General features: G+C 63.5%; 12 protein-coding genes. 9 read left to right on the top strand and 3 right to left on the bottom strand.

Annotated elements, in window-relative coordinates; all coding sequences use genetic code 11:
* Nucleotides 1–7: 7 nt before the first annotated feature.
* Entirely contained in the window at nucleotides 8–289 is a 282-nt protein-coding gene (locus JGU71_RS15040; RefSeq protein WP_199704941.1) for a DUF2277 domain-containing protein, read from the top strand.
* 3 nt (nucleotides 290–292) lie between these two features.
* On the opposite strand, the gene JGU71_RS15035 is transcribed toward JGU71_RS15040, so the two are convergent.
* A complete protein-coding gene (locus JGU71_RS15035; RefSeq protein WP_307829664.1) occupies nucleotides 293–1,528 on the bottom strand; it encodes a PucR family transcriptional regulator in 1,236 nt (411 codons plus the stop codon).
* A 9-nt stretch (nucleotides 1,529–1,537) separates the two neighbouring features.
* Complete coding sequence (locus JGU71_RS15030) at nucleotides 1,538–2,389, bottom strand: LysR family transcriptional regulator (RefSeq protein ID WP_199704940.1); 852 nt, start codon at nucleotides 2,387–2,389, stop codon at nucleotides 1,538–1,540.
* Between the two features lie 185 nt (nucleotides 2,390–2,574).
* On the opposite strand from JGU71_RS15030, the gene JGU71_RS15025 reads away from it, so the two are divergent.
* Genes JGU71_RS15025 through JGU71_RS14995 form a run of 7 tightly spaced genes read left to right on the top strand, consistent with a single transcriptional unit; the run spans nucleotide 2,575 to nucleotide 9,468 of the window.
* Nucleotides 2,575–3,759 (top strand): lipid-transfer protein, encoded by a 1,185-nt coding sequence (locus JGU71_RS15025; RefSeq protein WP_199704939.1) that lies wholly within the window; start codon nucleotides 2,575–2,577, stop codon nucleotides 3,757–3,759.
* 5 nt (nucleotides 3,760–3,764) lie between these two features.
* Nucleotides 3,765–4,226, top strand: coding sequence for a MaoC family dehydratase N-terminal domain-containing protein (locus JGU71_RS15020; RefSeq protein ID WP_199704938.1), 462 nt, complete (start codon nucleotides 3,765–3,767; stop codon nucleotides 4,224–4,226).
* Complete coding sequence (locus JGU71_RS15015; protein WP_199704937.1) at nucleotides 4,223–4,633, top strand: MaoC/PaaZ C-terminal domain-containing protein; 411 nt, start codon at nucleotides 4,223–4,225, stop codon at nucleotides 4,631–4,633. The genes JGU71_RS15020 and JGU71_RS15015 overlap by 4 nt, the downstream gene beginning before the upstream one ends.
* Before the next feature lie 28 nt (nucleotides 4,634–4,661).
* Nucleotides 4,662–5,492, top strand: a complete 831-nt coding sequence (locus JGU71_RS15010) for an SDR family NAD(P)-dependent oxidoreductase (protein ID WP_199704936.1) — start codon at nucleotides 4,662–4,664, stop codon at nucleotides 5,490–5,492.
* 13 nt (nucleotides 5,493–5,505) lie between these two features.
* Nucleotides 5,506–6,657 (top strand): acyl-CoA dehydrogenase family protein, encoded by a 1,152-nt coding sequence (locus JGU71_RS15005; RefSeq protein ID WP_307829663.1) that lies wholly within the window; start codon nucleotides 5,506–5,508, stop codon nucleotides 6,655–6,657.
* 38 nt (nucleotides 6,658–6,695) lie between these two features.
* Nucleotides 6,696–8,243: a long-chain-fatty-acid--CoA ligase gene (locus JGU71_RS15000; RefSeq protein ID WP_199704935.1), complete on the top strand. Its 1,548-nt coding sequence runs from the start codon at nucleotides 6,696–6,698 to the stop codon at nucleotides 8,241–8,243.
* Between the two features lie 22 nt (nucleotides 8,244–8,265).
* The gene (locus JGU71_RS14995) at nucleotides 8,266–9,468 is read left to right on the top strand and encodes a TetR/AcrR family transcriptional regulator (RefSeq protein ID WP_199704934.1); all 1,203 of its coding nucleotides are present in this window, start codon (nucleotides 8,266–8,268) and stop codon (nucleotides 9,466–9,468) included.
* A gap of 56 nt (nucleotides 9,469–9,524) precedes the next feature.
* Here the strand turns inward: JGU71_RS14995 and JGU71_RS14990 are convergent, their stop codons facing one another.
* Complete coding sequence (locus tag JGU71_RS14990; RefSeq protein WP_199704933.1) at nucleotides 9,525–10,883, bottom strand: amidase; 1,359 nt, start codon at nucleotides 10,881–10,883, stop codon at nucleotides 9,525–9,527.
* A gap of 112 nt (nucleotides 10,884–10,995) precedes the next feature.
* Here JGU71_RS14990 and JGU71_RS14985 point away from each other — a divergent pair, with 112 nt between their 5' ends.
* Nucleotides 10,996–13,272: a serine/threonine-protein kinase gene (locus tag JGU71_RS14985; RefSeq protein ID WP_199704932.1), complete on the top strand. Its 2,277-nt coding sequence runs from the start codon at nucleotides 10,996–10,998 to the stop codon at nucleotides 13,270–13,272.
* Nucleotide 13,273 lies beyond the last annotated feature (1 nt).

Raw genomic sequence — 13,273 nt, 5'->3', positions numbered from 1 at the left:
TGAAAACATGTGCCGAAACATCACCGCACTACGCGGACTGGAGCCACCTGCGACGCAGGACGAGATCACCGCGGCAGCGTTGCAATACGTTCGCAAGGTTGGTGGTCTGTCCTCTATCTCGGCGAACAACAAGGCTGCCGTCGACGTGGCTGTCGCGGAGATCGCCGCGATCACGGCTCGCCTGCTCGACGACCTGCCTGCTCGTAAGGTTCCGCCCAAGAACGATCCGCCGTTGCGACGTATTCACGCTCGCCAGCACACCCACGCGCACCCGCACACGCACGCCTGAGTGCTAGCCGCTCACACCGTAGGTTGCGGCGCACGCCAGTGCGGTCTCCAGCTGTAGCCTTCGGCCTTCGACGTCGTGACCGAGGAGTTCTTCGACTCGCTGGATGCGATATCTGACCGTGTTCTTGTGGACGCCGAGCACCTTGGCCGCCGCATCCGGACTGCGCTGGCACTGCAGGTAGACGTGCAGCGTCTGCCGCAGGCGCGCCGAACCCACGTCCTGACCGTCGATGCCTGCGAGCTCACGAGATATCAACGCGCGCATACCTTCTCGATCTGCCGACAGTAGGTGCACCAGCTCCACGTCTCGGTAGTCGGTCAGCCACTCGGACCCGCCTGCGCTCTGCGCGACGGCCCGCGCCGCGACAGCCTCGCGGTGGCTTCGACGGAAGCCTGCAACACCGGTTCCCCAGCCACCGAGTGCGACGCGAATCGAACTGTCCGCAAGCCGATCGGCGCGCAGGTCGACCAGATCCGTCGCCGAATCGAACGCCAGCCAGGCCCACAATCCCCGAGCACCCGATGGCACCGTCAGCTTGTTGGTCGCACCTACCCGCTCTGCGATCGACGCCGCGACGCGATCGAGCGCGGCGATCACATCGCCGTCGGCCGCAGCGTCGTCGGACCAGACGACAAACGCGACATGGCGCCCGGGGAGTCGATAGCCGAGCCGCCTCGACGCAGTATCGGGGTCGGTCGCATCGCCCGCAAGGATCGCGCGGACCGTTTCGGCACGGCGGGTGAACACATCGCGCAGGCTCAGTTCCCGCTCTTCGACGAAGGTATCGGTCAGCAACTCCAGGGAGATGCCGAGCCATTTGTTCGCCAACTCGAAAAGGCGAAGGAGTATTGCCCGCTCGAACGCGTACGGCAGATCCTGTTCGGTGATCACGTCGGCCATGTACTCGGTGCCCGCCTGCTGACCAGCCCGATAGATATGCATAAGAACACGCATTTCCAGGCCGCGCCGCGCGACCGTTCGCGCGAGGGTATGCGCCTCGGGTGGCACGACGACGTTGAAGTCGTCGTCCGTGAAGGCAACGAGCAGGCTGTGCAACTGCGCTCTGGTACTCGCCCTCAGATCGTGCTGCAGTTCACGGTCGGCGAGCCCGGGAACAAGCGCAACAATCCGCGAGTCGAGCCGGTCGACGAGCGGAATCATCCGCTCAGGATTGAGGTTTTCCGCAACGTAGGCACGCAACCAATCCCTGATCTCGGCCTCCGGCGCGGCGCTCACCACGTTGAGCGCCTACCGACCCGACGCGTGAGAGACGAAGTCACGCACTGCATCACGATCGTCGTCGACCCGCCAGGCTATCGACAGTTCGCACGGCGCAAGGTCGAGGACCGGTCGAGCGACGATGCCCGGCCAGCGGTAGAGCGGTACAGCACCCTCGGCGATCAAGCAGATGCCGAGCCCGTGCTCGATTGCTTCGATTTTCTCCTCGGCTGTATCGGCTTCGGCACCGACGACGACAGGGCGACCACCACGCGCGTAGGTCGCGAGCCAGTAGTCGCGAAGGGCTCCAGCTTCGGGTGGCAGGGCAATGAAGGGCTCGTCGAATAGGTCGACCATGTTCACCCCGTCGGATTCGGCCAGTCGATGGCTTTCGGGCATGATAATCCACTGCAGCTCGCTGCGGAGGGTGCGCGAAAGATACCGTTCGTCGGCCGGCGGGACCCAGACAAGCGCCAGATCCGCTTTCCGAGTCGCGAGTCCACAGGTCGGGTCGATCCACGGCGAGGGGTGGAATTCGAGGGTCTGCCCGCTTCCCCGTTCGAGATCGTTGAGCAGGCCACGGTTTATCGCCGTTTGCAGACCTACGCGCAGCGTCTCCCCGGCGTGATTGAGCCGCAGGCTGATCCCGTTCCATGCCGCGAGAATGCTGCGCGCACCTTCGAGCAGTTCCTTACCTGCAACCGTGAGCGCGACCGACCGCTGGTCACGGTCGAAGAGCGTCGTTTCCAATTGTGTTTCGAGCTGGCGGATCTGTCGCGACAGCGTCGGTTGCGCGATCCCGAGTCGCACCGCGGCATTGGTGAAATGCAATTCCTCGGCAACGGCGACGAAGTATCGCAGGTCACGCAGGTGCGGCTCCATAGCTAATGGCTATCAGAAATTTGATTGAAGGTCCAACCAGGCGCGGGCTGACGCTGGGGCCCTCCTCGACCATGTGAATCCAATGTAGGCATGGGCGCGCGCTACGAGCCCCGCCTATTGCGGTTTGAACTCGACTGCGGTCTACTAAGTGAATATCACCTAGGTTCGATTCGGAGAGGTCGCGCATGAGCAAACGAGTAGTGGTAGCGGGCGTCGGAATGATTCCTTTCAAGACACCGAGAAATGCCGAGCCGTACGGCGCGATGGGCGAACAGGCAGCGCGGAAGGCACTCGCCGACGCGGGCGTCGACTACACGTCGGTGCAGCAGGCCTACGTCGGCTACGTCTACGGCGATTCCACGTCCGGCCAGGCAGCCCTCTACGGCCTCGGCCAGAGCGGCATCCCGATCGTGAACGTCAACAACAACTGCTCGACCGGATCCACCGCGCTGTTCCTCGCGCGACAGGCGATCGAGACCGGCGCAGCGGAATGCGTGATCGCCCTCGGGTTCGAACAGATGCAACGCGGCGCACTCGGATCGATGTGGAGCGATCGACCCAACGCATTCGGCCGATTCAACGACAGCACCAAGGCGCTGCAGGGCTGGGACAACGACGCACCGTTCGCCGCGCAGTACTTCGGTGGCGCGGGCACCGCGTACGCCAACAAGTACGGCGTCGACCCGAAAGTGTTCGCGCAGATCGCCGTCAAGGCACGAAAGCACGCCGCCAACAATCCGTACGCCGTCTTCCGCGATCCGATCACCGTCGAGCAAGTCCTGGAATCCCCACGAATCTTCGGTCCCCTCACCCGCCTCCAGTGTTGCCCGCCGACGTGCGGAGCAGCCGCGGCCATTCTGTGCAGCGAGCAATTCGCCGCCGCGCACGGACTCGACGATTCCGTCCTGATCAAGGCACAGGCGATGACCACCGACTTCCCGTCGACGTTCTCCGGCGACATGCTCCGCGTCGTCGGCTACGACATGGCCAAAGCCGCTGCGGACCAGGTCTACGAGGCAGCTGGCGTCGGACCGGAAGACATTCGCGTCGTCGAACTGCACGACTGCTTCACAACCAACGAACTTCTCACCTACGAGGGCCTCGGCCTCACGCCCGAAGGCACCGCGGAAAAGTTCATCGCCGACGGCAACAACACCTACGGCGGCCAGGTCGTCACGAACCCGTCGGGCGGTCTGCTGTCGAAGGGACATCCACTCGGGGCGACCGGTCTGGCGCAGTGCGCAGAACTGGTGTGGCAGTTGCGAGGTCAGGCGCAAGGCCGTCAGGTCGAGGGCGTCAACCTCGCGTTGCAGCACAACATCGGACTCGGCGGAGCCGCAGTCGTCACCCTCTACGAGAAAGTGAGCTGATCTCCGTGGCACTCGACACCACAATCATCGGGACGACGTTCCCAGGCACCGAACTGACCCTCGATGCCGGTCGACTTCGCTTCTTCGCCAAGGCAATCGGCGAGACAAATCCGATCTTCACCGATCCCGAAGCCGCCAGAGCAGCTGGACATCGCGACATCCCGGCACCGCCGACCTTCTTCTTCTCGATCGAACTCGAAAACCCGAACCCGTTCGGTTGGGCTGCGGATCTGAAGATCGATCTCCGTTACGTCCTGCACGGCGAGCAGCGTTTCGTCTATCACTCCACTGCCTACCCCGGCGACACCTTGACTGCGACATCGACGATCTCCGACATCTACAGCAAGAAGGGCGGAGCGTTGGACTTCATCGTCAAAGACACCGCGGTGACCCGCGCCGACGGTTCCGCTGTCGCCGATCTGACAACGATCATCGTGGTCCGCAACCCGGCAGGAGCGAACAAATGACAGCTACCGACACGATCGAGGTCGGCACCCAACTGCCGCCACTCGAGATCGCCGCGATTTCCCGAACAACCCTTGCGCTCTTCGCAGGCGCGTCCGGCGACCACAATCCGATGCACGTCGACATAGACGTGGCCAAATCGATCGGCCTGGAGGACGTCTTCGCGCACGGCATGTTGTCGATGGCCTACCTCGGTCGACTGATCACCGATTGGGTTGATCCGCAAGCGATTCGCTCCTACGGCGTCCGCTTCGCGTCAATCACACCTGTACACGGAAAGCCGACCGCGACGGGGGAGGTCGTCGCGATCGACGACGTCGACGGCGAACGTCGCGCAACGCTCGCCCTCACCGTCACCCTCGCTGACGGCCAGATCACCCTCACCGGCGACGCAGTCGTCGCCATCTGATCATCCGAACCGAAAAGGACTGCAACACATGGGAAATCTCGAAGGCAAGGTCGCCATCGTCTCCGGCTCGGGCCGAGGCATCGGACGCGAGATCGCGCTCAAACTCGCCCGGGAAGGCGCAAGCGTCGTCGTCAACGACCTCGACGCCGATCCGGCCGCGGAAACGGTGGCCGACATCGAAGCGGCCGGCGGCAAAGCCGTTGCCTGCGCAGGCAGCGTCACCGAGGACGGCTTCGCGGAGCGTTTCGTCCAGACCGCCGTCGATTCGTTCGGCGGACTCGACATCATCATCAACAACGCTGGCTACACCTGGGATTCGGTCATCCAGAAGATGACGGACGAACAGTGGGACGCGATCCTCGACGTGCACCTCAAAGCACCGTTCAAAATCTTGCGCGCGGCGCAGCCCGTCATCGCTGCCGCGGCAAAGAAGGCCAGGGAAGCGGGCGAGCCGATTCCCTGCCGCAAGGTCGTCAACATCTCCTCGATGGCAGGCACCGGCGGCAACGCCGGCCAGGCGAACTACTCAGCGGCCAAGGCAGGCATCACCGGTTTGACCAAGACGCTGGCCAAGGAGTGGGGCCGCTACAACGTCACCGTCAACACCGTTGCCTTCGGTTTCATCAAGACCAGACTCACGGAGGCATCGGCCGACGGCAGCAGCACCATCGACATCGAGGGCAAGAAGCTCAAAGTCGGCGTCAACCCGCACCTGCTCGCTGCGATGGAGCAGATGATTCCCCTCGGCCGCGCAGGCACACCGACCGAAGCAGCCGGTTCGGTCTACCTGCTGTGCACCCCCGAATCCGACTACGTCAGCGCGCAGACCCTCGTCTGCGGTGGCGGCTTCAGCATCTGAGAACGGAATTCACGTGACCACCGCTGGGTACCGCTCGCCATGGATCGACGACGAGATCGTCGCTCTGCAAGACATGGCTACCAAGTTCTTCGAAACAGAACTCATTCCGCACCAGGAACGGTTTGCCGACCAGAAGCATGTCGATCGCGAATTCTGGAACCAGGCAGGCGCCCTCGGCCTGCTGTGCGCGTCGATACCCGAGGAATACGGCGGCGGCGGCGGAACTCTCGCCCACGACTTCGCCCTGTTCGACGCTCAGTACGGACTCGGCGACACCGCATTCGGCAACATGGTGCACAGCGGTCTTGTCGCTCATTACATCCTCGCCTATGGCAGCGAGGAGCAGAAGCAGCGTTGGCTTCCCGGTATGGCAAGTGGCGCTATCGTCGGCGCCATCGCCATGACCGAGCCGGGCGCGGGATCGGACCTGAAGTCGTTGCGCAGCACAGCTGTTCGCGACGGTGATCACTACGTCGTCAACGGATCCAAGACGTTCATCTCGAACGGAAAACACGCGGATCTCGTGATCGTCGTCGCCAAGACCGATCCGAGTGCGGGCGCAAAAGGTACGTCGCTGATCGTCGTCGAAACAGCAGACGCACCGGGCTACGAGGTCGGCCGGCTGCTGAACAAGGTCGGCATGAAAGGTCAGGACACCGCGGAACTGTCGTTCACCGATGTCCGCGTTCCGGCAGCCAATCTCCTCGGCGAGGAGGGAGCAGGCTTCGGCTACCTCATGAAACAACTCGCTCACGAGCGGCTGGTCGTCGCAGTATGCGCGGCCGCCGCGACCGAGGCTGCCGTCGCGTTGACGGTGCGCTACACCAAGGAGCGCAAAGCATTCGGGGCCACACTGTTCGAGATGCAGAACACACGTTTCGAACTCGCGGAGTGCGCCACCCTCGCACATGTGTCACGCGTGTTCGTCGACAGCTGCATCGAGCGCCATCTTCGTGGCGAACTCGACGGCGCGACTGCGTCGATGGCGAAGGCGTACACAACCGACATCCAGGGCCAGGTTGTCGACCGCTGCGTACAACTTTTCGGCGGCTACGGCTACATGCTCGAGTATCCGATCGCGCGTATGTACGCCGATGCCAGGGTCCAGCGGATCTACGCGGGCGCGAACGAAGTCATGAAGGAACTGATCGCGCGCTCGCTGTAGCGCACCCACGCCAAGAATCCGAACCCGAAGGAACAGCAATGTATTTGACACAATCACTGCACCGAAACGTCCAGCAGCAGCCTGACCGCCCGGCGACGATCTTCGGCGATCGCACGCGGACGTTCGCCGAATCCGCCGACCGGATCGCACGATTGGCAGGTGCTCTTTCGTCGCTCGGCGTCGCACATGGCGACCGGGTCGGCATCCTGGCACTGAACTCCGATCGCTATCACGAGTACCTGTTCGCAGTGCCGTGGATCGGCGCTGCGGTGAATCCGGTGAACATCCGCTGGAGTCCTGCGGAAATTTCCTACTCCCTCGTCGAGTCCGACACCCGAATCCTGTTCGTCGACGACACCTTCGCCCCGATGATCCCCGCTCTGCGGCAACAGTTTCCCGGTTTGGCGACCATCGTCTTCTGTGGTGAAGGCGCTGTACCGGACGGGGCGCTCTCCTACGAAGACCTCGTTTCGGGCAACGATCCGATCGAGGACACCCGTACCGGCGACGGCGAACTTGTCGGCGTCTTCTACACCGGCGGCACCACCGGCCATCCCAAGGGCGTCATGTTGAGCCACACGAACCTGCTGACGTCGGCGATCGGCAGTCTCGCTTCGGGACAGTTCATTTCGGCGTCGGGACGGCTGCTGCACGCGGCTCCGATGTTCCACCTCGCAGACATCGCCTCGTGGACGGCAGGCAACCTCGTCGGTTCGACACACGTCATCGTGCCGATGTTCACACCCGCAGGTGTCATGAAGGCGATCGCGGAGCACGCGGCGACCGATGCGCTGCTGGTACCGACGATGATCCAGATGCTCGTCGACGATCCCGCGATTGCCGATTTCGACCTGTCCTCGCTCGACCACCTCGTGTACGGGGCGTCCCCGATCTCGGTGGCACTACTGGAACGGGCACGCAAGGTGTTCCCGTCCGCGGGGTTCACGCAGGCTTACGGCATGACCGAATTGTCGCCCGTCGCAACACTTCTCCAGCCAGAAGATCACGACAACCCGGCACTGCGTCGCGCTGCCGGGCGCGCTGCTCCGCACGTCGAAGTCAAGATCGTGGATCCGGACGACAACGAGGTCGACAGGGGTGCGGTCGGCGAGGTCGTCGTTCGTGGCGACAGCGTCATGCTCGGCTACTGGAACCGTCCTGCAGATACGGCCGCCGCAATCCGCGACGGCTGGATGCACACCGGCGATGGCGGCCGTATGGACGAGAACGGCTACGTGTTCATCGTCGACCGCATCAAGGACATGATCATCACCGGCGGTGAGAACGTCTATTCGGCCGAGGTGGAGAACGCACTCGCGGGCCATCCGGCGGTTGCCTCGTGTGCGGTGATCGGCGTACCGGACGCGGAGTGGGGCGAACGGGTACACGCCGTCGTCGTGCTGCTGCCCGAAACCTCGGCGACCGAAGAAGAGATCCGGGCGCATTGCAAATCGTTGATCGCAGGCTACAAGTCACCACGCAGCGTCGAATTCGTCGAGGCACTGCCGATGTCGGGTGCCGGAAAGATTCTCAAACGCGAACTGCGCAAACAGTATTGGGATACAGCCGCAAATCAGGTCTCCTGACCTCGCTCGGGGTTGGCCGACCATGACGACCGATCCCGAAGCGGTCGGTCCGCTTCGGGGCACACGGCCCGCCAACCGCCGCCAGCTCATCGTCGACGCTGCCGCGGACTTGTTCTACCGCAACGGCTTTGCCGATGTGGGAATGAGCGATGTCGCGGCAGCGGTCGCAATCGGTCCGTCGGCTCTGTACCGGCACTTCCGTGGAAAGCAGGACCTACTTGCGACGGTCGTCTCGGCCGCGCTCGCCAAGCTCGCTGCCTCGCTGACCGCGGCAGAATCCGACGAGTCGGTCGACATCGCAACAGTGCTGGCAGCGGCCGCTGTGGACTACCGCGGCGTTGGCGTGCTGTGGCGCCGCGAAGCGCGCCACCTGTTACCGGCCGAGCGCAAGGCGATGCGCGCGGAAACGCGTCGAATCGAAGGTCGGGTCGCTGCCGCGATCGTCCGCACGCGGGGAGACCTCGGTTCTGCCGAAGCAGACTTCCTCGCCAAGTGCGCACTTGCCGTCGCGAACAGCATTTCCTTCCACGGTGTTTCGCTTCCGGAGCCCGAATTCGTTACGGTGCTGAGCGATCTCGTCTCCTCCGTGCTGACCGCTCGGATTCCGCGGGTTGGCGAGCGGTCGACCGGTGTGATCGCGCAAACCGCTGGAGCGCTGACCGCGCGATCACGGCGCGAGGCCATTCTCGCCGAAGCCACTCGGCTGTTCGCGACGAACGGCTACTCGAGCGTGAGTGTCGACGACATCGGAGCTTGCGTCGGTATGGCCGGACCGAGTGTCTACAACCACTTCCCGAACAAATCGGACATCCTCGCGGCGGCCATTTTTCGAGGTGACGAGTATCTGCAGCTCGAGATGAACAGGGCCTTCGCTGCGGCGCGCGATCCGCAAGACGGCCTGCACCGACTACTCGTCGGTTACTGCACCACCTTCTCCGACAACCCCCACATCACCACGCTGATCGTTTCCGAGACGATGCATCTTCCGGAAGCCGAACGCACTCGTGCCCGCAACGCTCAGCACTCCTACATCGCCGAGTGGGTACATCTGCTCCGGCTGATCCATCCCGAACTCGACTACGCACGTGCACGACTACGTGTTCAGGCCGTGCAAATCATGATCAACGAGATCGTGTCGTTGCCGTCGACGAATCCAACTGTGCCGACGGCGCTGATCTCGATCGGTGCAGACATATTCGGGATAAGGCGGCTGCGCCGCTCGTGAGTCTTTTCGGAGGGCGGAACCACCAAAAAGACTCACGAGCCGCGGAGCGGCCTCTCTCAGTCTGGCGCAAGACGAGCCCACGGCCGGCGTTGTTCCAACTGCGCGGCGAGGGCGAGAATGACGGCTTCTCGGCCGGGTGCCGCCGCAATCTGGACAGCGAGCGGCGTCCCGGTGACAGGGTGTATGCCGATCGGGACACTTGCCGCGGGATAGCCCGACACGTTCCACAGTGCCGCGTAGGGCGCATATCGAATGCTCGCGAACATGTTCGACAGCCACGATTTTTCGCTGAACGCTTCGGCCTTCGGAGGCGATTGCGCCAGCATCGGCGTGAGCACGACGTCGAATTCGGCGAAGAATTCGCGCAAATTGTTGTCGAGACGATCCGACTGTGCGGACCTGACCAGTCCGAGCCGCGTTACGGCTTTGCCAAGGCGCACATGCCAGCGCGACCGCTTCTGCAACTGCGTGCGATCGAGGTCTCGCGCATCGAGCGCGGTCGAGGCGGTCCAACGCGCGATCTCACCGACGGGGTTCTTCGGATACGGCAGTGCGGTCGTCTGCACCAGGTGCCCCGCCGAGACGAACACGCCCGCCGCCGTCCGCGCGGCTGCTGTCCAGTGCCGGTCTACGCGGACGATCGGCGACGGCGATCCGACCGCGAGACCGATCTTCAGCTTTCCCGGATGTCCTATCGTCGCGAGCTCGGGCTGATCGGCCATGACCGACAGGACCAGCGCTGCGTCGGCGACTGTTGTTGCAAGCGGACCGTTTTCGGCCATTCCGTACCAGTCGTTGCCGCCGATGCCTGCCGGCACCAGACCGAACCCGGGTTTGACGCCGACCAGTCCGCAGCACGCGGCCGGACTTCTGATCGAGCCGAGTCCGTCGTTGCCCTGCGCGACGGGCACCATGCCTGCGGCGACAGCGGCAGCACTGCCACCGGACGACCCGCCCGCGGTGCGCTCGAGGTTCCACGGGTTCCTGGTGATCACACCGGGACGGTCCGTCACACCCCAGGCACCGAGCTCCGGCATCGCGGTCAGGCCGACGACGACGGCCCCTGCCGCTCGCAGTCGTGCGACGACTTCGTGATCGGCAGCCGACGGCACGTTGCTTCCCGCGCGCGAGCCGGACAGCATCGGCTCACCCGCAACCGGCAGATTGTCCTTGACTGCAATCGGAACTCCGTACAGCGGTAAGGATTCCGAACCACTGCGGTCCGCGAGCGCCGCAGCTTCCGCGAGCGCTCTATCGGTGCGGACAGCGACGAATGCACCGATCTCGCCGTCTCGTTCTGCGATGTTCTCCAGCGCTCGCCGGACGACGTCGACGGGATCGGCACGGCCGGATCGGCAGTCCTCCGCAATTGTCACGGCGGCGTATCGGTCCTGATTTCGGTCCTCGATCGACATTGCGGTCACCTTCCGAGCGCTCCACGAAGGCAGGAGTGTCGTGCCGCAAGTTATCATTCTTCATGCCTCCCGGACGACGCCGGAATGCGAGAACCCACGGTCATGACACGCAATGACACAGGCTGAGCACACGGTCGTACCACCGTATGTCGCCGATCGATTCACCGCGGAGTGGGAATCGACGGGTCGGCCACCCGATTTCGACGCCTACCTCCCCGACGCCGAAGCGATCCGTCGTGTCGCACTCATCGACCTGATCAGAATCGATCTCGAACACCGCTGGTTGCATGCACGACTCCCCAAACGGCTCACCGACTATTGCGTCGACTACCCGGAGTTACGTGCCGACAGGTTGCCCGCGACGTTGATCTACGAAGAGGTGCAACTCCGCCGACGCAGCGGCGACGTTGTGGACGAACTCTCCTACCTGCGTGAATACCCAGCTCAGGCGCGGCAATTGGCGGCCATGCTCGACGCCGCGGAGGACACCCGAACTGTCGCAGCGCGAACCGAGGTCGGCACCGATGCAGTCACGAACGCGGTCCGGGTTCCCGATGCGCTCGAATACGTCGAGGTCGGTCAGCGGGTCGACGAATTCGATCTGCTCACCGGTCTCGGCAGTGGTGCATTCGCACGGGTCTTCCTGGCGAGGCAGCGGTCGATGCAACGGCTCGTCGCGGTCAAGATTTCCGAGGATCACGGCACCGAACCACAGACGCTCGCGCAACTCGACCACGACTACATCGTCCGGGTCTTCGATCAGCGGGTAGTGAGCGACCGCGGTCTCAAATTGCTCTACATGCAATACGTTCCGGGTGGGACGCTGCTCGGCGTACTGCACCGCATCCGACAGACGCCTGCCGAACTTCGTAGTGGCCAACTGCTGCTGGACGTCATCGACAGCGTCCTTGTCGACCGTGGCGAGATCCGCCCCGCCGACTCCACAGCACGCGACGAGCTGGCCACCCTGACCTGGCCCGAGACGGTTGCCTGGCTGGGCCGCCGGCTCGCCGAGGCACTCGATTACGCGCACAACCACTTGGTGCTGCACCGAGACATCAAGCCCGCCAACGTATTGCTGACCGCGGAGGGTATTCCCAAACTCGCGGACTTCAACATCAGCTACAACCGAAACGTCGACGGTGCGAGCCCGATCGCCTACTTCGGTGGCTCGCTGTCCTACATGTCGCCCGAGCAACTCGAAGCCTGCCATCCCGACAATCCCTCCACCGCAGCAGAATTGGATACCCGCAGTGATATCTATTCACTCGGGGTCGTCCTTTGGGAACTGCTGACGGGGAGAAAACCGTTCCCTGACAACAGAATCGCCGCCGAAAACACCCCGGGTAGGGCGCTGCCGGGCGATCGGACCACACTCGACGCGTTGCTCCTCCATCGCCGCTCCGGTGTGTCGGACGAGATGCTCGCCGACCTGCCTGCCAACACCCCCGCGACGCTGCGCCGAGTGCTGTTGCGCTGCCTCGCACCCGAGCGCGACGACCGCTGGGCGACGGGCGCCGAACTGGCACAGCAATTGGATCTGTGTCTGGACGCGCGCGCCCGAGATCTCGTCGATCCACCACCGGGAAGTTGGCGCTTCAAACTGCGTCCATGGTCGATTCTCATCATGGAACTCGGCGTGGTCGTACCGAACGCACTCGCCGCGTACTTGAACTACTTCATCGTGAGTGCACTGGTCGCCGGCAAACTCGACGAAGCAGCCCAACACCGCTTCGATGTCATCTGGTTCGTCGTGACCGTGGTGTCGTTTCCCATCGGCGCCCTGCTCATCCTCTACATGCGTCGCTACCTCGTTCTTGTCCCGCACGGGCTCAAACACGGCAAGACCTATCCGCCCGACATCCTCGCCCGTGCGCGTAGCGATGCGCTGCTGCTCGGCGACCGCGTCACGGCCATCCTCTTCGGCGTGTGGATCAGCTTCGGTATCGGCTGGGCCGTGACGATGGCGATCGTGATCGGTGATCTGTCACAGCGCGACTACGTCTACTTCTTCGCGTCGATCGTCGTGTGCGCTGCCATTGCCGTCTCGTACCCGTACTTTCTCGTTGCGTTCTACGCGGTCCGCTGCCTCTACCCGACGTTTCTGCCACACGGTGAGGTCAGCGGCAAGGATTCGACAGTGATGGTCGGCCTGCACCGTCGAGGCATTCGCTACCTCGCGCTTTCGGCTGCGGTCCCGCTGGTTGCGGTGGCAGGTGCGACATTCGTCCCACTCGACGAAATAGGTTCGGTTATCGTCGCTGTACGCATCCTGTGCATCGGCGGTGTCATTGCGTTCATCGGCGTCTACTGGCTGTTCAGGAAGGTCGAAGCCGACCTGAACGCACTGGAGGGCGTCACGTCGAACACCTCGGAACAGATACCTTGAC

The sequence above is a fragment of the Antrihabitans stalagmiti genome (assembly GCF_016482825.1).
Taxonomy (GTDB): Bacteria; Actinomycetota; Actinomycetes; order Mycobacteriales; family Mycobacteriaceae; genus Antrihabitans; species Antrihabitans stalagmiti.
This window is presented reverse-complemented; position numbering and strand designations above follow the sequence as displayed.